This is a genomic window from Moraxella nasicaprae, from assembly GCF_025643275.1.
GTDB lineage: Bacteria > Pseudomonadota > Gammaproteobacteria > Pseudomonadales > Moraxellaceae > Moraxella > Moraxella nasicaprae.
This window is the reverse complement of the sequence record NZ_CP089977.1, coordinates 587446-610823: the sequence shown is the minus strand read 5'-3', so window position 1 is coordinate 610823 and position 23378 is coordinate 587446. Positions and strand designations below refer to the sequence as shown.

Here is a 23378-nt window from a genome sequence, read left to right as displayed (position 1 = left end):
TATGGTATAAAAAACGCCAATCCATCAAGAATTGGCGTTTTGCATGAACAAATAAGTGGATTATTTGTCGTTTTGCTGTGCGTCTGTCACCACAATGGCGGTCATATTCACGATACGACGAGCGGTTGATGACGGCACCAAGATGTGTGCAGGCTTGTCAGCACCCAATAGGATTGGACCGATGGTTGCTGAACCTGTGGCTGATTTTAGTAAGTTGAACGAGATGTGAGCTGCGTCCAAAGTTGGCATAATCAGTAGGTTTGCCGAACCTTTTAGGGTGCTAAATGGGTGGTTTTCTTCACGGATACGCACATCAAGAGCGGTATCGCCGTGCATTTCGCCATCAAATTCAAAATCAACATTCATCTGAGTCAATAAGTCGTGAACTTGACGCATTTTTTGGGCGGATTCACGGTTTGAAGTACCAAAATCAGAATGCGACAGCAACGCCACACGAGGCTCAACACCAAAACGACGCACGCTTTGAGCTGCCAGTACGGTCATCTCAGCGATTTGCTCAGCGGTTGGGTCTTCGTGGATATAAGGGTCCGCGATGAATAGCGTGCGATTTTGCATGATGACACCGCTCATGGCGTACAGGTCGCTGACGCTGTCTTTTTTGCCAATCACACGGCGAACATAGTTTAGATGTAAATCGTAGTAACCAAAAGTACCACACAGCATACCATCAGCGTCACCTTTTTCAACCATCAATGCACCCAGCAGGGTTGACTTACGGCGAACATCACGGCGAGCCAGTTCCTCAGAAACGCCCAAGCGTTGATTGTTCTTGTGGTAGAATTTCCAGTAGTCTTCATATTTTGGATTGTTGTTTAAATCCACTACTTGTACATTGCTGCCCAAAGTCAGACGCAAGCCCAATGCGTCAATCTGTGCTTGAATGACATCGGGACGACCAATCAGGATTGGCTGTGCCATGTTTTCATCAACCACCACTTGCACGGCACGAAGGACATTTGGATCTTCGCCTTCACAGTACACGATGCGTTTTGGTGCAGATTTGGCTTGGGTAAAGACAGGCTTCATTGCCAATGCTGAGTTATAGACGAACTCAGAAAGTTTTTGGCGGTAAGCATCAAAATCTTCGATTGGCAAAGTTGCCACACCGCTATCCATTGCAGCTTTTGCAACGGCTGGGGCGATATTTAGGATAAGATTTGGTTCTAGTGGTCCTGGAATGAGGTATTCACGACCAAATTGTCTGCCTAAGCCTGCACTCTTTTTGGTTTCTTCCAAAGACTCTTCGGTGTGAGCCATCGCTGCGATGGCGTGAACACAAGCAATCTTCATCTCTTCATTGACAATGGTTGCACCCACATCTAATGCACCACGGAAAATGTAAGGGAAACACAGGGCATTATTGACTTGGTTTGGATAATCAGAACGACCCGTTGCCATGATGACATCAGGACGAGCAGCGTGAGCAAGCTCAGGCATGATTTCAGGGGTTGGGTTGGCAAGGGCAAAGATAATAGGGTCTTTTGCCATGCGTTTGACCATTTCTTGGCTTAGAATGCCAGGTCCTGACAGACCCAAGAAAAAGTCAGCGTCAGTGATGACTTCGTCCAAAGTAGTGGCATCAGAGTCCTGAGCGAAGCGTTGTTTGGATTCGTCCAGATTTTCACGACGATTGGTGATGACACCACGAGAATCTAGCACAAAGATGTTGGAGCGAGTCGCACCAAGTGCAATGATGAGTTCTAGGCAAGAGATGGCAGCAGCACCAGCACCAGAGCAGACAACTTTGATGTCAGCGATGTTTTTATTGACGATTTTTAGGGCGTTCAATAAGGCAGCGGCAGCAATGATGGCTGTACCGTGCTGGTCATCGTGAAACACAGGAATGTTCATGCGTTCACGCAATTCTCTTTCGATTTTGAAGCATTCTGGGGCTTTGATGTCTTCTAGGTTGATACCACCAAAAGTGGGTTCAAGACTTGCCACTGCTTCGATGAACTTGTCTGGGTCGTTTTGGTCGATTTCGATGTCAAATACATCAATACCAGCAAATTTCTTAAACAGTACGCCTTTGCCTTCCATCACAGGTTTTGAGGCTAATGCACCGATGTTGCCCAAGCCAAGCACGGCTGTACCGTTGGTAATGACACCAACCAGATTGTTACGAGCGGTATATTTGGCGGCAAGTTTTGGGTCTTTTTCGATTTCAAGACATGGCACAGCAACGCCTGGCGAGTATGCCAATGCCAAATCTCGCTGGTTGGCGATTTGTTTGGTTGGGGTAACGCTGATTTTACCAGGGCGTGGGTGTTCGTGATAGTGCAAGGCAGCTTGTTCAAACTGCTGTTTTTTTAGATCGGCATCATTGATAGATGCGGTGTCATTTTCAATAGTCATAATCAATCCATCAAATAATTAATGCTCATCAGAGCGGTGTTGTACCAATGGGCTTTTAGTCAGCTATTAAGAAAAATTCATCAGCTATTCTAACACGGTTTTGAATAAAATTGGTACAAGTGTTACTTAAAATTATAGGTCGTTTAGCATTTTGGCGGCATCTAAGGCAAAATAGGTCAAAATCCCATCACAACCTGCACGCCTAAATCCAAGCAGGCTTTCTAAAATGACAGCGTCAGACAGCCAGCCGTTTTGGATTGCTGCCATGTGCATGGCGTATTCGCCTGAGACTTGATAAGCAAAGGTTGGTACGCCAAAGCTGTCTTTGACTTCACGCACGATATCCAAATAAGGCTGACCAGGTTTGACCATCACCATATCCGCCCCTTCGGATAAATCCAAAGCAATCTCGTGCAGAGCTTCGGCTCGGTTGGCAGGGTTCATTTGGTACTGCTTTTTGTGTCCTTTTAGGTTGCCAGCACTACCGACAGCATCACGAAACGGACCATAGTAGGCGGAGGCGTATTTGGCAGAATATGCCATAATGGCGGTATTGACAAAACCCTCGCTTTCTAGGGCTTGACGCATCACACCGATACGACCGTCCATCATGTCGCTGGGCGAAATGACATCCGCCCCTGCCTTGGCATGAGCCAAAGTTTGCTTGACAAGAGCTTGGGTGGTGATGTCATTGACCACATAGCCTGTCTCGTCAATGATGCCATCTTGACCGTGTGTGGTGTAGGGGTCTAAGGCGACATCGGTCATCACCATCATTTGCGGACAAGCATCTTTAATCGCCTTAACTGCTCGCACTGCCAGCGTGTCTGGATTGTAGGCTTCACGACCATCAGGTGTTTTTAGATTTGGGTCGATGACAGGGAAGATGTCAATCATTCTTACGCCAGCGTCATACAATTCTTTGGTATGCTCAATCAATAAATCAATCGAGTAGCGATAGACATTGGGCATACTGGCAATGGCTTGTTGCTGGTTATTGCCTTCGATGACAAAAACAGGGGCAATCAGATGATGGGGTTTTAGGTGGGTTTCAGCGACCATCTGGCGAATGCCATCACAGACACGCAGACGACGCAGGCGAGTGTTTGGAAAACTGCGATTAAAAGCGTACATATTTTTTATCCAAAAAATTTACCATGTCTTTGGGGTAGTATAACAAATTTTTTGGCAAAAATGATGGGAAATTTGGCAAACTTTGACAAAACAGACCCAAAATTCATCGTCATCTGGCGACTTTTAAATCATCAAAAAGTGATGACATACATCATCACTTAGGCAGGGTGTGAAGATAAAATTAAAATGATTATTGGGTCTATAAGGGCATTTGGGCAAATTCTTTGCACAAAGCACGGTTTTCGCTGGCAGGATAGCTTTTTGTCCATGAACGCACATTGTGCAAAATCAACCGATAGTCCCGTTGTCCCGACAGCTGGCGTAGTGCTTGCTGTGGATTGCTGTTATTGGGCATGAATGCACGCAGCTGTTTGTTGTACACCTTATCAAAACGAACCTTTTGGTTTTGATTAAGCATGGGTGGGCAGATTTCTGACAACACCTGAATCAACGCCAATTCATACTGGCTGACGGTCAAATAGACATCTTGGGTGCTGATTTGACGAAGTTGGTTGCGAGCATCTCTTTGATAGCGAGATTCAGCATGAGCCAGATGAGTGACACTTAGCACGGATAATATCAGCGTGCTTAACAAAAGATTTAGCCACACTTTGTTGGTGGTGTGATAGATGGTGGTATGTTTCATCATTGACAAAATCGCTTGTTCCTTGATTTGTGCCTATGATAATTGTTTATCTGCAAAAAGTCATACAAAAATTACCAATAAAATGTATGTGTATTGTTTTTTTAGTCTAATTTTAGTAACACAAGGGAAAAAATTGCCCATTTTGGCAAATTTTGGCGAGTGCGTTTGCCAAACTGCTAAATTTAGCAAAAAATGGCGTGGATTTGGTCAAATCATGTAAAATGAGCAAAATCAAGATGGTTTGTTTGCTCATCAATCGGGGTGGATTGGTTAATTTATGATGAGTTTGTGCTAAAATAGCAAGCAACATTATCCATAAAAAGCAGCTTTATCATGTCAGACCATCGACTCATCGACCCCAGTCCAAAAAAAGACGACCCAACCGACCGTGCCATTCGACCCACTTCGCTGGCAGAATACATCGGACAGCCGACCGTCAAAGAACAAATGCAGGTATTCATTCCTGCTGCCAAAGCTCGTGGAGAGGCATTAGACCACACGCTGATTTTTGGTCCGCCAGGCTTGGGCAAAACCACACTTGCTAATATCATCGCCAAAGAAATGGGCGGCAATCTGCGTTCTACCAGCGGTCCTGTGCTAGAAAGGGCGGGCGATTTGGCGGCAATGCTGACCAATCTTGAAAAAGGCGATGTGTTATTTATTGATGAGATTCACAGACTAAGTCCTGCCATTGAGGAGATTTTATATCCTGCGATGGAGGATTATCAGCTTGACATCATGATTGGCGAAGGTCCTGCCGCTCGTTCTATCAAACTGGATTTGCCGCCATTTACGCTGGTGGCAGCAACGACTAGGGCAGGTCTATTGACCTCGCCATTACGAGACCGATTTGGTATCGTGCAGCGATTGGAGTTTTATAGCGTGGCAGATTTGACCACCATCGTCAAACGCTCCGCTCGTCTGATGGGTGTGGCATCTGACCATGATGGGGCGGTAGAGATTGCTCGTCGCAGTCGTGGCACACCTCGCATCGCCAACCGCCTGCTGCGTCGTGTGCGTGATTATGCCGAAGTCAAAGGCGATGGCATGATTACCCAGCATATCGCCTCATCTGCCTTGGATATGCTTAATGTAGACAAGCAAGGGTTGGACCATTTGGATAGACGCTATTTGCAGGCATTACAAGAACGCTTTGGTGGCGGACCTGTGGGTGTTGAGGCGTTGGCGGCAGCACTTGCTGAGGACAGAGGCACGCTTGAAGATGTGATTGAACCGTATCTAATCCAGCAAAAATACATTGACCGCACACCCAAAGGGCGAGTGCTGACACAGTCTGTGCAGATAGATTTGTGAATGAATGGTAAATTTGATATACATTTGACCAAAAACTACCTATAATAAGCGGTTAATTCAATCAAGGCGAGCCTAAGTGTGAAAATGATAAAATTAGGTCTGATGGCGGTGCTGATGTCATCTTGTTTGCTGGCTTGCAAGCAGGAACAGCCAAGCACACCTGCTCAGCCAGACAGTTTGCACAAACAACAAAATCAATCGACATCGTGCCAAAATCAAGTTATTTTGGAAAGTTTTGCCAATCAGCGTTCCAATGTGCAAGTCTTGGGCTGTGGTACTGTCAAGGCGATATTGGCAGATGACCTTAAAGGCAGTCGTCACCAAAAGTTCATCGTCAAGTTAGATGGTGGTAAGCAGACTGTGTTGATTGCTCACAATATTGACCTTGCTCCACGCCTTGACGCCTTACAAAAAGGCGATGCGGTTCGTTTTTATGGCGAATACGAATATAGCGATAAGGGCGGTGTGGTTCACTGGACGCACCACGACCCAGCAGGCAGACATCAAGGTGGCTATATTGAACATCAGGGCAAGCGATACGAATAGTTTGCTAAGATGAGCGGTTTATTTGAATGATTTTTTTGATTTTAATCACTTAAAAAAGAGCGAATAATGAATAAATTTTTACCATCATTATCTGTATTGGCAGTCATGGCGTTGGGGGTGGAGGCTCATGCTGATACCAGCAAAATTAATTGGCAGGAGCATAACATCACCGATCGTGGCGAGGGCGAGGCGTTGTTTTTTGAATGTTCGTCATTGATTAACGATGCGATGCGTTTGGCGTGCTATGATTCGTTGGCACAAGGTCAAGTACCTAGTTTTATTGCACCAAAACGCCAAATTGAACTGTCAAGCACTCTTAAAAGCACCGTGAGTGGCAACAGACAGGTGGTTTATGCTGCCGAAGACAGCAAGCAAGCTCAGCCGATTTCAAGCAATGACACCAAAGCATTACAGACGGCAGCAGACCGTTATACACCGCTGAGCTTGGCGTTTGATTTGGATAGAAATAATACAGGATTGTGGTCAGCAAGACCGCACAATCCTATGTATATTTTGCCTTTGTATTTTAACGCCAATCCAAACAGACACCCAAGCACACCAAGTCAAGAGCAGGTGGATTATAACCAACATCAAATGCAAATCCCTGAGCTAAAATTCCAACTGTCGGTTAAGGCAAAAGCTGCGGAAAATCTATTGGGTACGGACGCGGATTTATGGGTGGGCTATACTCAGCAGTCGCATTGGCAGGTGTATAATGAGAACAACTCTCGCCCATTTAGAGCTCATGATTATCAGCCAGAAGTGTTCGTGACACAGCCTGTTAAGGCGGACTTGCCGTTTGGGGGTCAGCTTCGTATGCTGGGGGCAGGATTGGTGCATCATTCTAATGGCGAAAAAGACCCACTGTCTCGTTCGTGGAACCGTGCTTATGTGATGGCTGGTATGGAATGGGATAAATTGACCGTGATGCCACGCCTATGGGCAAGAGTGGCAGATGGCGAAGGCAAAGGCAAAAAGAATGACAATCCAGACATCATGGATTATTACGGCTATGGCGATGTCAAATTTTTGTACCAGCTGAATTCTGGTGGTAACATTTCTGGTACGGCTCGCTATAATCCTGGCTCAAATCGTGGGGCATTACAGCTTGATTATGTACACCCCATTGACAAAGGCATCAGCACCTATGTTCAGCTATTCCAAGGCTATGGTCAGTCTTTGATTGATTACAACAAAAAAACCACGGGTATCGGCATTGGCGTCATGCTTAATGACTGGATGGGACTGTGACCATCAAGACCGCTGGCAGATGCTGGCGGTTTTTTATTTGAAATTTTAGATGGCTTGGGCTAAAATTCATGCAATCAACATACAACAAGGAATGGTTATTTTGCCAGCACACCGCCCATCATCCGCCCTGATACATCAGACTCGATTTGCCCCTTATTGGTGGGCAAGAACGGCAGCGACATTGCATGGCACTTGCCAGATGTGCCTAAGCAGACTTACTGGGCGTGATAAAGTGGTGTGCCAGCACTGCTTATCTGATTTTGCTTACCAGCAGTCGCCAGTTAAGATTGGTTTTTTGCAAGCAGAGCGGACATTGCTGGCATACCCCATCTGTTACTATCAGTACCCCATCAACCAAATCATTAGCCAGTTTAAAGACCATCAAAAAACCGACTGTTTTATGATATTAAGCAGACTGCTGGATACATTGCCTAAGCCTGAACATTGTTCTAGGCACAATACCGTCATCATTCCTGTGCCAACGACTACCAGACGACTGCGTGAACGAGGCTTTAATCCTGTGTTAATGTTGGCAAAATATCTATCTAAGCATTGGCAATTACCCATTTGGCAGGGCGTGGCTCGCGCTGATAATATTGCCCACCAGCGTGGATTGAGTCGTCAGGCACGCCTAGATAATGTTGTGGGGGATTTTTATTTATTACAGGCATTGCCCGTCACGCAGGTCATTTTGTTTGATGATGTGGCGACCACAGGAGCCACTTTGTCCGCTGTGGCAACTTTGATTGGTAGGCAGTATCCTTCTGTCAAGATATTGGCAGTTTGTTTGGCACACGGCAGTCAGCAACTTGGCTTGGAGCGATTGGCAAAGCATGAATAGACAAGGCGGATTTAGTTTATTGGAAGTGCTGTTATCACTCCTGATTTTGTCAATGGTGACACTTGGCTATCTGGCGGTGCAGGGGCGTGCGGTGGTTGCTAGTGCCAATGCGGATAAACGGCATCATGCCACTTTGCTGGCTCATCAGCACGCCCAAATGACTGATGTGATGCAAGGCTTTCAAAAAGAGATATATCAACAGCAGCTAAGCCAGCTATATCATCTGGCAATCACTCAGGATAATCCTATCTTGGCTTATCAAAAGGCTCTTGATGGCGGTGTCAATCTGTGTACTTTGGCATGTCAAGAAGCTCAGATGGCTCGTCATCAGGCTTTTTTGTTGGCACAATCAGCCAGTGATGTGGGCATGATGATTATGCCAAGCATGTGTCAAGGGCAGGCGTGCTTAGTGGCGATTTGGGGTGATATGCTTAGTCAGGATACCAGCTGTGATGAGAGCGGTCAGCAGCAATGTGTCGCTTGGGAGTTTGAATGAAATCAAACTTAGGATTTAGCTTGTTGGAAATGCTGGTGGCGATACTGATTGGCAGTATGGTTGTTTTGATGGGTACTGGGCTTTATGCAACATTTGTCAAATACAGCATTCGACATCAGGATTTGGGGCGATTCATTGACCATCGTTCGGATTTGTTGGAGATTGGTCAGCATATCACGCTGGCGGGTTTGGGCTTGGCAGATGGCATTTTGATAGCACCTAGTCAATTAGGTCAGCTTCGCATTGAGCGTGGCAATGCACAACAAATCATCAGCCAACATCAGACACTACCTAGTCATACCCAGCGTCCATCAGACCAGCTAAGCATACATTATACCGCCCCTGAGGATATGTGGGATTGTGAAGGTCGGCTGGTACTGGGCAGTCGGCAAGTGCGACTTGGCGATGGTCGTCTTGTGATGGTTGATGGGCAAAGAGTGATTGAGCGATATTTTGTCCAAAAAGAAGATGATGGCACGCTTGCCTTGCGATGCAATGCCATACACTATGTGGTCGATGAGATTCATCGAGACGGCACTCGTGACAAAAAAGGACTGGGTATCGCTCATCAAAATGCCATCATTGATGAGCAAAACGATGCTCGCAAGGTCAAAAGAGCATGGTCGCCAGAAGGATTGGGCGAGAAAGGCTCAGTCTTGATGGGCGACATTGGTGGGTTTTGGGTAAGATTATCTGTCCAAACAAATCAAGGCATACAATCCGTCTTGCTTGATGAGTATCGTCGTCATTATCCAAGCGTTCAGCCTGTGGCGATTGAGCTGGTTTTGATGAGTCGTGGTACAGCAGAGGCTCGTCAAGCACCCATGTCGATATTTGGGCAGACACAGCGATTATTGGTATCGCCCAAGCAGGATTGGCGAATTCATCGTGTGTATTTAACACCAACCAACCTAAGACTGGGTGGTAAATCATGAAGCGGCAGCAGGGTTTTGTGATGCTCATCGTATTGATGGTGGTGCTGATTGTTGGTGCGATGTCGATGATTGCCTTGTCGCAGATGGATAATGATGCCAAACTAACTCAGCATGCCAAGCAAATCGCAAGATTACAGCACCAAGCCAAGCGAGCATCAGATGATGGCGTCCAGATGATACTCAATAATCCTCAGCATATAGCCTCATTACTAATCAAGCAACCTGATGGCATCTTATGGTCTGGGTGCGGTGGTGCGACATGGCAACAACGCACCAGTCAATCTTGCCAATACACCAAACAGCTGGGCAGGCATTTTTGGATTGACATCAAGCCCGCTACAACAACTTGGTACGCTCATGTTGCAGACACAAGTGACGATACTTATCATCTGACCTTACATTCGATGGCATGGCAAGCTGATGATAAGGATAAAATTCATCTTGCCAAAACCTGCCTATCCTTATCCATGCACGACAATCAGGCGAGCAGATGCTTGATTCAGCACGGTATTTTGGTCAGTGTGATGACTGCTCAATTAGCAATTAACATGCCAGCCACCCAACCTCATGCACCAAACCAAGCCCTTAGCATTAAGCCGCTTAGAGTGTATGAAAGTGTGGTGGTGCGTGATTAGATGCTCATATTTTGGATAAAATATCAACAAAATCATTGTCAAACTTTTCTTGATAATCAAACAAACCGTTTCCGTATTTATCAGATATTTATATAAATCACGCTTAAAAATCTTAATGTATCAATAAGTAATATTCTTTCTCAATTCTTGCACATTTTCCAAAAGGTTATACAAACCATCATCATAAATTACCAAGACACCACAACAAAGCCCATTTTTTGAGATGACAAGCACCAAAAAAATATGGTTAAATGTAACCAATGATAACCAAGTCGCTTTATCAGGCAAATTGTTAAACCCACAAAATGCGACTATTTGTAAGGAGAATACAATGAAAAAATTTCAATTAGCATTGTTGGCAACAGCATTGGTTTCTACTGGTGCGATGGCAAATACAGTGACTGACGCAGCAGGCAGCCTACTAAAAGGCACAACCAAAGCAGTTACTAACACAGGTTCAGCCATTGTTAATGGTGCTGGCACTTTCGTAAAAACTGCAACCAAACCTGCTGCCATCAGTGCAGAAGTTGGTACACTAGGCTATGGTGCAAACATCGCTTGGGGTGCGAACGAGACCACCGAAGTTGTGGCTGGTTGGGCAGGTGGCGACATCGCCAAAGCCATCAATGATAACTTTGATGCCAAAGGTGTTAACTATCAGCTAGACACTCGTTTTAGCAACCCATACCTAGGTGTACAACTTCGCCCAGCAGCAAACTGGTTTACCATCGGTACTGGTATCATCATTCCAGACAACAAACTAGAAGTTAAAGCCAATCCAAACAGTGATGGCACTTATCGCATCGGTGGCGAAGATTACAGCCAATCTGATGTGGGCGTGCTAGAAGGTAAGCTAGAACATCGCAATAAAGTTGCTCCATACCTAACCGTTGGTTTCCGTCCAAACATCGACAAAAACTGGGGCGTGTTTGGCGAAGTGGGTGCTGCTTATCTAGGTCAAGTTGATGCAACCGTAACTGCAACTGGTGCATCAGCAAACATGAGCCAAGCACAGCGTGATGAGCTGGCGGCACAAGCTGAAAAAGATTTGGAAGACAAAAACTACCTAAAAGTTTTACCAATCGCTAAACTTGGTGTTACTTACCGCTTCTAATCCGCCACAAGGCATAAAAAACAGCTCCATTTGGGGCTGTTTTTTTTGTTGGTGTATTTAAAGATTATCAAGGTTATTTTTTGATGATTGGCATAAAAATACACATCTTTGAAGGATTTGTGTCATAACGATGATGTTTAAAAAGAGCACTGGCGATTGATATGATGAAAAACAAAAACCCCAACCAAAACAGTTGGAGTTAGCTTATCTGGCGTAGGTATCAGTAAGACAGCTCGGCACGGCGATTTTTTGAGTATGAGGCTTCGGCTGAGCCTGTGGCAATGGGGCGTTCCTCGCCAAAGCTGACGATTTCAACTTTGGTTTGATGAACGCCTTTGGACATCAGGTATTGACGCACGGCAGCAGCACGGCGTTCGCCCAATGACATATTATACTCACGACTGCCTCGCTCATCTGTATGACCTGCTACTAAGACACGAGCGGTTTGGTTGTCGGTCAAGAATTTGGCTTGCTGGTCTAGGATTTGGGCGGCTTGTGGTTTGATGACATCGGAATTGTAGTCAAAATGCACAAGGCTTGGTAGCTTAGAGGCGGCCTCTTTGATTTCTTTGGAATTATTAACCAAAGGCGTGCCATGATAAGCCTTGCCTGTATAGCCTGCAATACCATTAGGGGCGACCACCACCTGAGAGCTGGGCGAAGTGTTGCGATTGGCACAGCCTGTCATCAAAGCGACAGCGGCACTAAGGGCAATCACGGATAATTTTAAAGTCATTGTTTTCATTGGTGAAACCTAATATAAATACGAGTAAACTTTTGGTAATGATATGTGGTTATGATGACAAATTTACAACAGTTTTACAAGAATTTTTTGCTAAAAATTGTCATATTTCACATAAGGATTTATCTTTGTTGTGTTCAGTTACGGTTGGAATCAGGGGTAAGCGTAACGCATGGTGTCTAAAAAATACCACAGATGAATGAAAATGCACCATAACTGCTCATGGGGCTTTTTTTGATGGGGATTTTTTGGTAGTATGTTTGGCTTGGCAGGTCGATTGCCAAAATCTTGTTTTTTATCAGACAACATAAGAGGGAAATATGTCAGAACCAACCAAAGTTTATCTAAAAGATTACACGCCACCTGTATTTGCAGTCAAGAACATCGATTTGGACATCAAATTGTATGATGAATATGCCACCGTGTATGCCAAGACGGCTTATGAGAGAAAGACGGCGGGGCAGTTTGTGTTATTTGGCAGGGATTTGCAATTACAAAGCATCGCCATTGACGGACAAGCACTAGATACTGCTGATTATGCTGTTGATGATGAGACTTTAAGCATTCATCACACCCCTGATGAGTTTGTGCTAGAAACCGTGGTCAAAATTGTGCCACAGACCAACACCACGCTAGAAGGCTTGTATCAAGCTGGCAGTGGCGATGAGCTGATGTTTGTTACTCAATGTGAGGCAGAAGGATTTCGTAAGATTACCTTTTTTCCAGACCGACCTGATGTCTTGACCGAATACCGCACTCGTCTAGAAGCACCAAAACGCTTTAAGACCTTGCTTGCCAATGGTAATTTGATTGACTCAGGCGAGCTTGATGATGACAGACATTTTGCCATTTGGCATGACCCGACCAAAAAACCAAGCTATCTGTTTGCTTGTGTGATTGCCAATCTAGAAGTGCTTAGCGATACCTTTACCACGATGGAAGGACGAGAAGTATTACTAGAAGTGTACGCCACCGCCCACGACATCGATAAATGCCATGTAGGCATGCAAGCCCTAAAAGACTCGATGAAGTGGGACGAGGAAAACTATGGCTGTGCCTATGACTTAGACCGCTATATGATTGTGGCGACCAGTCAGTTTAATATGGGTGCGATGGAAAATAAAGGCTTGAATATTTTTAACACTTCTTGTGTTCTATCAAGCCCAGAGACTGCTACTGACGAAAGAAGTTTTCGAGTCAAATCGGTCATCGCTCATGAGTATTTTCATAACTGGACAGGCAACCGCATCACTTGCCGTGATTGGTTCCAGCTTTGCCTAAAAGAGGGTTTTACGGTATTTCGTGACCAAAGTTTCTCAGGTGATTTTCGCTCAAAAGCGGTGCAACGCATTGATGATGTGGCACTACTTCGCTCAGCACAGTTTGATGAGGATTCTGGTAGTCTGGCTCACCCTGTACGCCCAGAGAGCTTTGTGGAGATTAACAATTTTTACACCTTGACCATCTACGAAAAAGGAGCGGAAATCGTCCGAATGATGGCAACCTTGATGGGTAAAGAAAAGTTCCGTCAAGGCACTGATGAATATTTTAGACGCTATGATGGTCAGGCGGTAACGGTGGAGGATTTCTTGTCGGCATTGGCATCGGCTGATGAGAGAGCCAGCTTGTTCTTGCCTTGGTATCGTCAGCCTGGCACGCCTGTGGTTTCGGGAGATTTTGTGGTCAATGGCGATACAGTCACTGTGAATCTTGCTCAAAAAACTCGCCATGTGGCAGGCTATGATGCTCCGATTGCCTTGCCAATCCCTGTTGATACAGCGATTTTTGATGGCAAGTCAGGCAAATTGCTTGCCCAAAAAATGCTGCTTTTGACCCAAGATGCTCAAAGTTTTGAGTTTGAGGGCATCAATCTTGATGCAGATTCTCGCCCTGTGGTGTCGGTGTTGCGTAATTTTTCAGCACCTGTGAAATTAGAATTTGACTACACCAATGAGGATTTGGCGTTTTTGGTGGCACATGAGACCGAAGGCTTCAACAGATGGCAAGCCTTGCAAACACTCATCAATCGCTGGCTTGCAGGACAGACTGATGACGCTTCATTCATCTTATCATCGCTCAAACCTGCCGTGAGCAAGCTGCGTGAGTCTGACCCAATGCTTGCTGCCAGACTGTTTGATTTGCCAAGCCAAAAAGAGCTGGGCATGGCGTATGAAGAAAACTATGACCCAGCCAAAGTCAAAGCACGCCGTGATGAGCTGGTTCAAATCATCGCAGATGGCTTGGCTGATGTGGTGGGCGATTGGTATCAAGCCTTGCCATTGGTGGCTTATGAAGATACGCCTGACGCTCGTGGCAGAAGATTGCTTCGCAATATCTTGCTTGACATTGCTTTGACCGCCAAGATTGCACAAGCTGACACTTGGGCTTATGAGCAGTATCAACAAGCAGGTTGTATGAGTGAGCGATTTGGGGTATTAAGTGCCATCATCAATCATGATTTGCCAAGAAAGGCGGAGTTTGTGGCTGATTTTTATGACAGATTTGCTGACGAAGAGTTAGTGATTGACAGCTGGTTTAGCGTGCAGGCTGCCTCTGGCAAGACTTCGGTGGCAGACATCGCTGCCTTGATGCAACGAGAAGACTATGATTGGAATACGCCAAACCGTGTTCGCACCACGCTAGGGGCATTGTCAGCCAAACCTGTTCAATTATGGTCAGAAGAGGGCTTGCAGCTGTATTTATCTGCCATCGAAAGATTGGATAAATCTAATCCACAGGTGGCAGCTCGTATGCTGGGCGGTTTTGCTCGTTGGTACACCTTAGAAGAGAAGGCTCGCACCATTGCCAAGCAGTATCTCAGCCAGCTACAACAAGTCGTCAGCTCCAAAAATGTGCTGGAAGTCTTGGGCAATATGCTTAAAGATAAATAAGCATTTATCTTAATAAAAAAGACAGATCGATGGGTCTGTCTTTTTTGTGTCATTCATTTATCCATTGTTTACTTTTTGCCAAAAATGCTACAATGCCATCATAAAATCAATCAACCATCTAACCGACACCCAGACACATGACTGTACAGATTGCCACACCACCACCGATGTATTATCAAGTTGCCATCAAGGTATTGACGCCGCTATATCGTTTGTTGGTGCAAAAAAAATCCAAGAACCTGCCCACGCTATCACGAGAATTGGACGAGCGATTTGGCGTGCGTTATCAGTCCAGACCAACGGGTTGTCGAGGGGTGATTTGGTGTCATGCGGTGTCGTTGGGCGAATTAAACACCGCTTATCCGCTACTAAAAAAACTGATTGAGCTGGGTTTTGGTTTATGGATAAGCAGTACGACACAGACAGGTTTTGCCCAAGCACAAAAGCTATTTGCCGATGAGTTGGCGTCAGGTCTTGTGTCGCACAGTTTTGTACCTGTGGATAATCAGGCGGTGATTGAGCGATTTTTGGCGTATGTCTTGCCTGTGATGGTGCTGTTCATCGAAACAGAATTATGGGCAAATACGCTGTATCTGTCAAAAAAACATGGCATACCAACCGTGATGGTCAATGCCAGATTGAGCGAAAAATCATATCAAGGCTATCATAAGTTTGCCAAAGTATCCGCCAGCATGATGGCAAACATCAGCCACATCATTGCCCAAGATGAGGCATTTGCTCAAAAATTTGCCAAACTTGGGGCGACTGCCAACCAATTAAGCGTCGCTGATTCTTTAAAATGGGTCAGTCTGACCAAGCCGAACCAGACCAATCAATCGTTGGTAGAGGCATTCAAGCCGATTTTGGCAAATCGTACTGTATGGGTGATGGCAAGCACGCATGATGGCGAGGAGGGTATCGCCCTAAATGCTCATGCCAAGCTGTGCCAAAGCAGAGATGATTTGCTATTGATTCTTGTGCCTCGCCACCCCGAACGGTTTGAAGCGGTGTATCAGTCATGCCAAGATAGTGGGCTGATTGTCGCAAGACGCTCTTTGGGACAAATGATTGATGAATCCACCCAAGTATATTTGGCGGATACGATGGGCGAGCTGTTGGCGTGGTATCAGCTTTGTGATGTGGCGGTGGTTGGAGGTTCTTTTGTGCCAAAAATCGGTGGACACAACCCCATCGAGCCTGCCAGCTTTGGCAAGCCCATCATCATGGGGCAGTATGATGAAAACTGCCATCAGTTGGTCGAGGCATTATCAGACATTGGGGCATTGGACAGTTTGCCTGATACACCTGATGTGTGGGATAGTCTGTCAAAGACGCTTGCCAAACGCTTTGATGCGGTCAAATCTGGCACGGATAAAGGCGGTCTTGCCAAAGATTTGGTAACCGCCAAACAATCTGCCTTGCAGACACAATTAACAAAAATTTTGGCGGTATTGGCAAAAGAGTTAGCATGAATGTGATTTTATTAAACCAAGAACAAATCCACCAGCATACTGCCATCATTCACGACCCAAACACCATCAAACACATCAAAACGGTACTGGGAGCAGGCGTGGGCGATGATCTAAAAGTGGGTCAGATTGGTGGATTGTTGGGTACGGCAATCATCAGGCAAATCGATGATGTCGTTGTGCTTGATGATGTTCATTTGACCAAAAAATCGCCTGATAAGCTGGATTTGACGGTGGTGCTTGCCCTACCAAGACCCAAAGTGCTAAGACGGCTTGTGATGGACATGACGGCAATGGGCGTATCGCAGATGGTGCTGATGAACAGCTATCGCACGGATAAATCCTACTGGGGGTCGCCATTATTGGCACGGCTTGATGAGTTTGTGTTGGAGGGACTGCAACAGGGTGTGGATACGATACCACCCAAGATTATTCTAGCAAAGCGGTTTAAGCCCTTTGTGGAAGATGAATTGCCAGCCATGATTGGCGATGGACGAGCGATGGTGGCACACCCTTATGCCCAAACAAGGCTGGCGGATTATTTGGCTGACGGCTTGCCCAAAGTGATGATTGTGGGGGCAGAAGGCGGTTTTATTCCTTATGAAATCAAGTTATTACAAAGCGTGGGCGTGCAGGCGGTGAGTTTTGGAGATAGGATTTTACGCACCGAAGCTGCGGTCAATGCGTTGCTGGGTCGTTGGCTGGGCTAGTGGTATGATTGCCCACAGCGTTTGCCAAAGTTGCCAGAATAATCAATACAATACCCAGTATTTGCAAGGGCTGCAAGGATTGATTTAACAAAAAAATTGCCAGTAAAATCGCTGTCAAAGGCTCAATGATGGTAAAGATGGAGGCGGTTGTGGCGGACAATTTGTCCAAGGCACTCATGTACAATAAAAACGGTGCAATCGTCCCAATCACGCTAAGTCCTAATACCAGTAGCCAGTTTGAGGTGGGTAGTGTGGCGATGATTTGGTAAGCATGCCAAGTGCTTGGCAAAGCCAATAAAATCAGACTGCTGATGGTGATGGAGCTAAAAAATATCAACAAAGGAGGTGTGGCGTTAGCGATGGCTTTTTTGCCCAGCACGCCATAAAGACTATAACAGACACCCGATAATAATCCAATCGCCATGCCAACCGTTGGCGACAAACCGTCTTGTGCCATCAGGCACGCCACGCCAAGCACGGCAATGATGGATAGGTAGATGGATTTTTTGGCGATGCGTTCGCCCAGCAATAGATTGGCAAAAATCAGACTAAATACAGGTGCGGTGTACAATAATGCCACCGCCATGCTGACGCCTACGGTTTTGACAGCATAAAAATAACTAAAAGTCATGCCAAGCACACCAATGATGGCTTGGACAATCAAACCAAACCATGCCGACCCATCAAGCGTCTTGATGATGGGAAATAGTCTTGGTGTGATGATGATAATCAACAGCGATGCCGTCACGATACGCAAGGCAGCAATGCCAAAACTATCTACGCCAAGCTCGCCCAGTTTGGTTGAAAAAATCCCTAAACTGCCCCAGCAGATGCCTGCCAAAATCACTTGTAGTGAACCAATCAGTTGTTGTTTGTGCATGTTATTGCCTTAAAGTTTTTTTTGGGCAATCAAATGTAAGTAACGACCCATCAGGCGAAATGGCATCTGTCTTGAATATTTTAGCTCCATCTCAACCACCGCATCTTCATTGGTTAGACCGCCTCGTTTGAGCGGTGCATAATCAGAAAATACTCGAATGCCAGATTGTTGTATGATTTGATAGCGATGCTGGTGTAGCCATTCTTCCACGACCTCTGGGGCGACAGGGTGATTTGGAGTTAGGCTTTTATTATCAGCTGTTTTTGGGTTGTTTAGCTGATAAAAATTACCCATCACCAGATTGCGATAAGTCAGACTGGCAGGATTATAAAAGCACAATGATAATGCACCATCATCTGCCAAGTGACGGTCAAAAAAGTCCATGATTTGTTCAGGCTTGCCCAGCCATTCTAGCACGGCATGGCATAAGATTAGGTCAAATTTTTCGTCCGCAAGATGCGATGATAATGCTTGATAGGGACAAATGATGAATCGTATGCCATCGGTGTTGATGTGTTGATTGGCGGCATATTCTTTGGACAGTGCCAGCATATTGGCTGAGATGTCATTGATGGTAACTTGATGACTGTCTGCCAAGGAGAGGCTGATTTGGGCAAGTCCTGCACCCACATCAAGAATTTTTAAGGGGCGAGCAAGTGCTTGACTTAACTGCGTGACGATTTCGGCAATATCATGATGGAGTACAGCAAGACGGATACGACCTTTAAGTCCGCCATAGACTTTTTTGGCAAAATGGTCACTGATGGCATCAAAATTTCTATCTTGGGCAGGGTGATTTGTGACAGTCATGTTAATGGTTTGTAAAATTAAACAGAAAAAATGTATCCAAGCCAAATCTTTGTCATCTTGTTACTATCAAATCAATGGGCTTGTGGTATAATGTTGAAATTTGGCACACGATAGGTGCTATTATACCAATAGCAATAAAGATATGCCATAGCCATGATATTATGGCTTTGCCAGCTTGGTTTTGTGTCATTAAAGATAGATTTTAAAAAAAGATTGTCAGCATTTAGAGCAAATTATGAAAACAACAACGCTAAAATTTTTTGGTATTCCAGCGGTGGCAGCTTTGGCATTGTTTGGCTGTGAAAAAAATGATGTCGAATCAGATGGCATGAAAGTTGCCAAGCCTGTGGTGACACAAATCGCTGCCGTGTGTGATGACCATAGCCTAAAAAATCGTCTGAGCGATTCTTTGCAAGCAGCGTTGCTGGACGCATCATTGGCACGCCTATCAGGTTTGTCAGAATTGCAAATGCAAGACATGGAGACCAAAGTTCGTGGCAAGCTATCATCAGTGGCGATTGATTTGCAAAATGTTGCCAATGTTGAGGGTGGCTGTGTTGCTGATGTGTATCTGACACCGCAAGCGACTGATTTGGCAGCGGCAGAGACACTATTTGCAGAAAGTCAGATGCCGCTGGCTCAGCGTGCAGAGCAAGCAGGAGTGCAAATCATTGCAGGTCGTCTTGTGGCACAGGGTTTTTCTTATCAAATCGTGGATAATAAGGCGGTGCTTGGCGAAGAACACCCAGCCGTAGCATTGCTGGCTGATGTGCTGGTTGCTGCCGCCAGCGTGGTGCATACCCAAACGCCAGATGAGTCAAATGAACAGATGGCAAACATCGCTGCACCAACCGTATCTGTGCGACCAGAGGCGGTGGTGAAGATGCAAGAAAACCAAATCGTGTCAGCAGCACCGATTTCTCGTCCAGCAGGCGAGACGGTCAGTCGTCCTGCCAAAGAGCAAGCGACTCGCTCACAACAGCCAAGAGCAGAGCGAGTGGTTCAAAAGGAGCAACCACGCAGAAATAACGACACACCAACTCCAAAGCGTAGCGAGCAGGCTGTCCAAAACAAGTCCAGTGAACCAAAAAAATCTACCCCAGCAGCCGCAGCCAAAGAAGAGGCGAAGACAGATACTTTGGTCAGCGAACAAACCAAACAAATCATTAAATCAGAGCCAAAAGTCGAAAAAACTGAGCCAAAAGCTGAACCAAAGAGCGAACATACTTCAAAACCAGCCCCAAAAGCTGAGCCAAAAAAAGACATCGCACCAACCGCTCAGCCAAGCAAACAAGCAGCACCAGCACAGATTACCATTGTTGAGACTGGCGAAACTTACTGATTACCTTGTTTTTGTGATGCCAAACACCCTAAATCAGCAGATTTGGGGTGTTTTTGTTTGTCAATAATTCTAGCAAGACTGGGCGATTATGTGCTAGAATATTTTTTATTTTAGTAAAAATTGATGGAGTTGTGATGAATCTACCACGCAATAAATTTGCCCAAGTCATTTATCGTATGGGCTTACCATTGGCTTTGACAGCCAGTATTTTATCAGGTTGTAAAGAAGAGGCGACCCAAAAACCTGCCGATGCTCAGGTGGCGACAGGCGAACAAAAAGCCACCAAGACCATTGCCATCACTGCTATTGTTGAGCACCCATCGTTGAATGACATTCGCTTGGGTGTGATTGATGGTTTGGCAAGTTTGGGCTATAAAGATGGCGAAAATTTGACGGTTAATTTCCAATCAGCACAAGGCAGTATGGCGACGGTTGGACAGATTGCCAAGCAGTTTGTGGCAGATAATCCTGATGCCATCATTGGTATCACAACGCCATCAGCCCAAAGTTTGGCAGCGGCAACCACCACGATTCCAATGATTTATACAGCGGTTTCTGACCCTGTTGCTGCCAAATTGATTGATGAAAATAATAAAGGCACACAGCCAAACATCACAGGCTTATCAAGCCAATTACCGCTAGAACCACAGATTGAGCTGTTTACCAAGATTAAGCCAGAAGCCAAACGCATCGGTTTTGTGTACAGTCCAGGCGAGGCGAATGCAGTGGCGGTCAAAAATAAATTGGCGGTTGAATTACCAAAACGAGGCATGGAGCTGGTTGATGTTGCCGCCAATCGTTCTAGTGATGTTGCCGAAGCGACTCGTTCTTTGGCAGGTCGTGCTGATTTGGTATATACTTCGCTAGATAATGGCGTGGCATCAGCGATGGAAGCGATGGTGCAAGCTGCTAATGAGCTAAAAATTCCTGTAATCACTTCTGATGAGTTTAGCGTGCGTCGTGGTGCGGCAGCGGCACTTGGTGTCAATGACTATGACTTTGGTGTTACTGCCTCTAAGATGGTTGCTCAGGTCTTAGACGGTAAGTCGCCCAGCGAGATTGAACCACAAGTGATGAATACTTTGACGCTATTCATCAGTCCAAAACACGCTGCCCAACAAGGCGTGAGTGTGGATTTGACCACTTTGGGCGAAAGCGTGAATGTTGATACCACGCCTGCTCGCCAAGCCAAATAAGCCATGATGACAGATTGAGTGTCAATAATAAACCCCAATGACTTTTGGTTATTGGGGTTTTGTCATCAAGACTGCGTGATTATCAATGGCGGTTAGATGCTTGCCCAAAACATACGAGCTTTCATCAGCCAAAGAGGCGTGATGCCTGTAAAACTTTGGCTAACTTGACCATCTGTGATGATGATGAATGATGGCGTAACTTGACCTTGCCAATCAGCAAACAGCTGACCATATTCATCATTAAGATTGGCAAAACGGTAATCGTGTTGTTGTAGATAATTATTCAGCTCGTCTGTGCTGCCTGAGGAGACTGCAATGCCTAAGACAGGATAGCCTGATAGGTGCATTTCATTGACATTGGGGCTGGTTAGACGACAGATGCCGCACCAAGTTCCCCAAAAATACACCAAAACAGGCTCTTGTTGGCTAGTTTGTAAAAATGATGATGGTATGCCCATATCAGCTTGTTTGGCAGGCGTGCTGGGCGAACGCCAAAGATTGACCGCCACATAGACCACCACGAATATCAGTAGGTATTTGACAAGTGTTGTGAAGAAATTTTTCATTGCATCGATTCATGTTGATAAAAAGCCCCTAATGCAGGGCTTTTTGTTTGGGTTAGTCAAAAATCTTGCCAGGATTGATGATGTTGTTTGGGTCAAATACCGCCTTGATGGCTTTCATGTATTCAATCTCAGCAGCACTTCTGGTGTAGGTCAGGTATGGTTTTTTGGTCATGCCCACCCCATGCTCAGCACTGATGGAGCCTTTGTATTTTTGGACGGTTTCAAAGACATATTGATTGACCGTTTGGCATTTGGCAAAAAACTCATCTTTGGATAGAGTGTCAGGTTTTAGGATATTTAGGTGTAGGTTGCCATCGCCAATATGCCCAAACCAACAAATCTCAAAATCTGGATAATTGTCTTTAACGATGCGTTCGATGTCATTGATGAAATCGCCCAAATGCGTAATCAGCACCGAAACATCATTTTTATAAGGCGTAAATACCGAGATGGTTTCTGAGATACTTTCACGCAATTTCCAGAGTTCTTGGAGCTGACCCACGCTTTGGCTCATCACGCCATCGACAATCAATCCTTCTTCGGCACAATGTTCAAAGACAGACATGGCTGTGTCTAGCACTTCATCATTGATTGCTTCAAATTCAAGCAGCACATAAAACGGGGTTTGGCTATCGAAGGGGGCTTTGGCGTGTCCTGCACTGATGACTTTATCAATGGCGATGGCGTCAAAAAACTCAAAAGCAGTCAAATTTAGTGCTTTATTAAAACGGTTTAACAGACCAACCACCGAGCCAAAATCAGGCACGCCCAGTACCATTGCGGTTAAGTTGGTGGGTTGTTTTTCTAGTTTGATGAGGGCTTTGGTCACAAAACCAAGCGTGCCTTCTGCACCGATGAACAGATGGCGAAAATCATAGCCTGTGGCGTTTTTTAGCATACCGCCATTCAGTTCTAAGATATCGCCTTTGCCTGTAACGACCGTCAGACCTAAGATTTGATTGCGAGTCATGCCATAGCGAATGACCTTAATGCCACCAGCATTAGTACCGATATTGCCACCAATCTGACTAGAACCACTAGAAGCAAAATCCACGCCATAATACAAGCCTTGACTTTCAGCGTATTCTTGCAAAGTCTTGGTAACCACACCAGCTTCAACTTCGACCATGTGGTCAGCTTCATAAAAAGTACCGATTTGATTCATTTTATCAAAGCTGACCACCACCTCGCCACGACTTGCCACCGCTGCCGATGACAGCCCTGTACGACCACCGCTAGGCACTAAGGCAACCTGATGTTCATTGGCAAGGCGAACAATTTGGGCAACTTCTTCGGTGCTTTTTGGGAAAAGTACCGCCGAGCAATCCACCTCAAAATGTACCGTCCAGTCCTTGCCCCAATGCTGGGTGCTGTCTTGGTCGGTTTTGATGCTAAGTTCTGGCAGAAGCGTGCTTAGAGCGTTCAAAAAAGTGGCTGTATCCATGGCTGCTGTTCTCATGTTATCAACAAAAAAGATGTCTTAT

Annotated in this window: 21 protein-coding genes; 13 read left to right on the top strand and 8 right to left on the bottom strand. The window is 45.6% G+C overall.

Translation table 11 applies throughout. The features are described from left to right. Positions 1-60: 60 nt before the first annotated feature. The 3 genes from LU297_RS02850 to LU297_RS02840 form a co-directional block, all read right to left on the bottom strand. Positions 61-2376, bottom strand: coding sequence for an NADP-dependent malic enzyme (locus tag LU297_RS02850; RefSeq protein WP_263076904.1), 2316 nt, complete (start codon positions 2374-2376; stop codon positions 61-63). A gap of 132 nt (positions 2377-2508) precedes the next feature. Continuing rightward, positions 2509-3510, bottom strand: a complete 1002-nt coding sequence (gene hemB / locus LU297_RS02845) for a porphobilinogen synthase (protein WP_263076903.1) — start codon at positions 3508-3510, stop codon at positions 2509-2511. A gap of 199 nt (positions 3511-3709) precedes the next feature. Beyond that, positions 3710-4159 carry an MCR_0457 family protein gene (locus LU297_RS02840; RefSeq protein ID WP_263076902.1) on the bottom strand — a complete coding sequence of 150 codons (450 nt, stop codon included), beginning with the start codon at positions 4157-4159 and terminating at the stop codon, positions 3710-3712. A 330-nt stretch (positions 4160-4489) separates the two neighbouring features. On the opposite strand from LU297_RS02840, the gene ruvB reads away from it, so the two are divergent. From ruvB to LU297_RS02800, 8 genes are all read left to right on the top strand, one after another. Next, positions 4490-5470, top strand: coding sequence for a Holliday junction branch migration DNA helicase RuvB (ruvB, locus tag LU297_RS02835; protein WP_263076901.1), 981 nt, complete (start codon positions 4490-4492; stop codon positions 5468-5470). Positions 5471-5554: 84 nt separating this feature from the next. Next, complete coding sequence (locus tag LU297_RS02830) at positions 5555-6016, top strand: DUF3465 domain-containing protein (protein WP_263076900.1); 462 nt, start codon at positions 5555-5557, stop codon at positions 6014-6016. A gap of 66 nt (positions 6017-6082) precedes the next feature. Further along, entirely contained in the window at positions 6083-7267 is a 1185-nt protein-coding gene (locus LU297_RS02825; protein ID WP_263076899.1) for a phospholipase A, read from the top strand. A 49-nt stretch (positions 7268-7316) separates the two neighbouring features. Next, the gene (locus LU297_RS02820) at positions 7317-8108 is read left to right on the top strand and encodes a ComF family protein (protein ID WP_263076898.1); all 792 of its coding nucleotides are present in this window, start codon (positions 7317-7319) and stop codon (positions 8106-8108) included. Beyond that, positions 8101-8604 (top strand): prepilin-type N-terminal cleavage/methylation domain-containing protein, encoded by a 504-nt coding sequence (locus LU297_RS02815; RefSeq protein WP_263076897.1) that lies wholly within the window; start codon positions 8101-8103, stop codon positions 8602-8604. The genes LU297_RS02820 and LU297_RS02815 overlap by 8 nt, the downstream gene beginning before the upstream one ends. Next, positions 8601-9539, top strand: a complete 939-nt coding sequence (locus LU297_RS02810) for a PilW family protein (protein WP_263076896.1) — start codon at positions 8601-8603, stop codon at positions 9537-9539. The genes LU297_RS02815 and LU297_RS02810 overlap by 4 nt, the downstream gene beginning before the upstream one ends. Beyond that, entirely contained in the window at positions 9536-10174 is a 639-nt protein-coding gene (locus tag LU297_RS02805) for a hypothetical protein (RefSeq protein WP_263076895.1), read from the top strand. Before LU297_RS02810 ends, LU297_RS02805 begins: the two co-directional genes overlap by 4 nt. Before the next feature lie 331 nt (positions 10175-10505). After that, complete coding sequence (locus tag LU297_RS02800) at positions 10506-11288, top strand: hypothetical protein (protein WP_263076894.1); 783 nt, start codon at positions 10506-10508, stop codon at positions 11286-11288. Positions 11289-11508: 220 nt separating this feature from the next. Here the strand turns inward: LU297_RS02800 and pal are convergent, their stop codons facing one another. Then, on the bottom strand, positions 11509-12033 hold the full coding sequence (gene pal, locus LU297_RS02795; RefSeq protein ID WP_263076893.1) for a peptidoglycan-associated lipoprotein Pal: 525 nt from the start codon (positions 12031-12033) through the stop codon (positions 11509-11511). A 317-nt stretch (positions 12034-12350) separates the two neighbouring features. Here pal and pepN point away from each other — a divergent pair, with 317 nt between their 5' ends. The 3 genes from pepN (at position 12351) to LU297_RS02780 (ending at position 17100) form a co-directional block, all read left to right on the top strand. After that, complete coding sequence (pepN, locus tag LU297_RS02790) at positions 12351-14921, top strand: aminopeptidase N (RefSeq protein WP_263076892.1); 2571 nt, start codon at positions 12351-12353, stop codon at positions 14919-14921. Positions 14922-15058: 137 nt separating this feature from the next. Continuing rightward, complete coding sequence (locus LU297_RS02785) at positions 15059-16393, top strand: 3-deoxy-D-manno-octulosonic acid transferase (protein WP_263076891.1); 1335 nt, start codon at positions 15059-15061, stop codon at positions 16391-16393. Beyond that, positions 16390-17100 (top strand): 16S rRNA (uracil(1498)-N(3))-methyltransferase, encoded by a 711-nt coding sequence (locus LU297_RS02780; RefSeq protein WP_263076890.1) that lies wholly within the window; start codon positions 16390-16392, stop codon positions 17098-17100. Before LU297_RS02785 ends, LU297_RS02780 begins: the two co-directional genes overlap by 4 nt. Here the strand turns inward: LU297_RS02780 and LU297_RS02775 are convergent. Both LU297_RS02775 and LU297_RS02770 read right to left on the bottom strand, forming a co-directional pair. After that, complete coding sequence (locus LU297_RS02775; RefSeq protein WP_263076889.1) at positions 17069-17980, bottom strand: DMT family transporter; 912 nt, start codon at positions 17978-17980, stop codon at positions 17069-17071. The two genes, LU297_RS02780 and LU297_RS02775, sit on opposite strands and share 32 nt — an antisense overlap. Positions 17981-17989: 9 nt before the next feature. Next, positions 17990-18790: a methyltransferase domain-containing protein gene (locus tag LU297_RS02770; protein WP_263076888.1), complete on the bottom strand. Its 801-nt coding sequence runs from the start codon at positions 18788-18790 to the stop codon at positions 17990-17992. A gap of 235 nt (positions 18791-19025) precedes the next feature. Here LU297_RS02770 and LU297_RS02765 point away from each other — a divergent pair, with 235 nt between their 5' ends. Further along, entirely contained in the window at positions 19026-20132 is a 1107-nt protein-coding gene (locus tag LU297_RS02765) for a hypothetical protein (RefSeq protein ID WP_263076887.1), read from the top strand. Positions 20133-20308: 176 nt separating this feature from the next. Next, positions 20309-21328 (top strand): ABC transporter substrate-binding protein, encoded by a 1020-nt coding sequence (locus tag LU297_RS02760; protein ID WP_432806277.1) that lies wholly within the window; start codon positions 20309-20311, stop codon positions 21326-21328. Between the two features lie 92 nt (positions 21329-21420). Here LU297_RS02760 and LU297_RS02755 read toward each other — a convergent pair whose 3' ends face one another. Next, positions 21421-21894, bottom strand: a complete 474-nt coding sequence (locus LU297_RS02755) for a thioredoxin domain-containing protein (protein ID WP_263076885.1) — start codon at positions 21892-21894, stop codon at positions 21421-21423. A gap of 52 nt (positions 21895-21946) precedes the next feature. Beyond that, a complete protein-coding gene (locus LU297_RS02750; protein WP_263076884.1) occupies positions 21947-23338 on the bottom strand; it encodes an FAD-binding oxidoreductase in 1392 nt (463 codons plus the stop codon). Positions 23339-23378 lie beyond the last annotated feature (40 nt).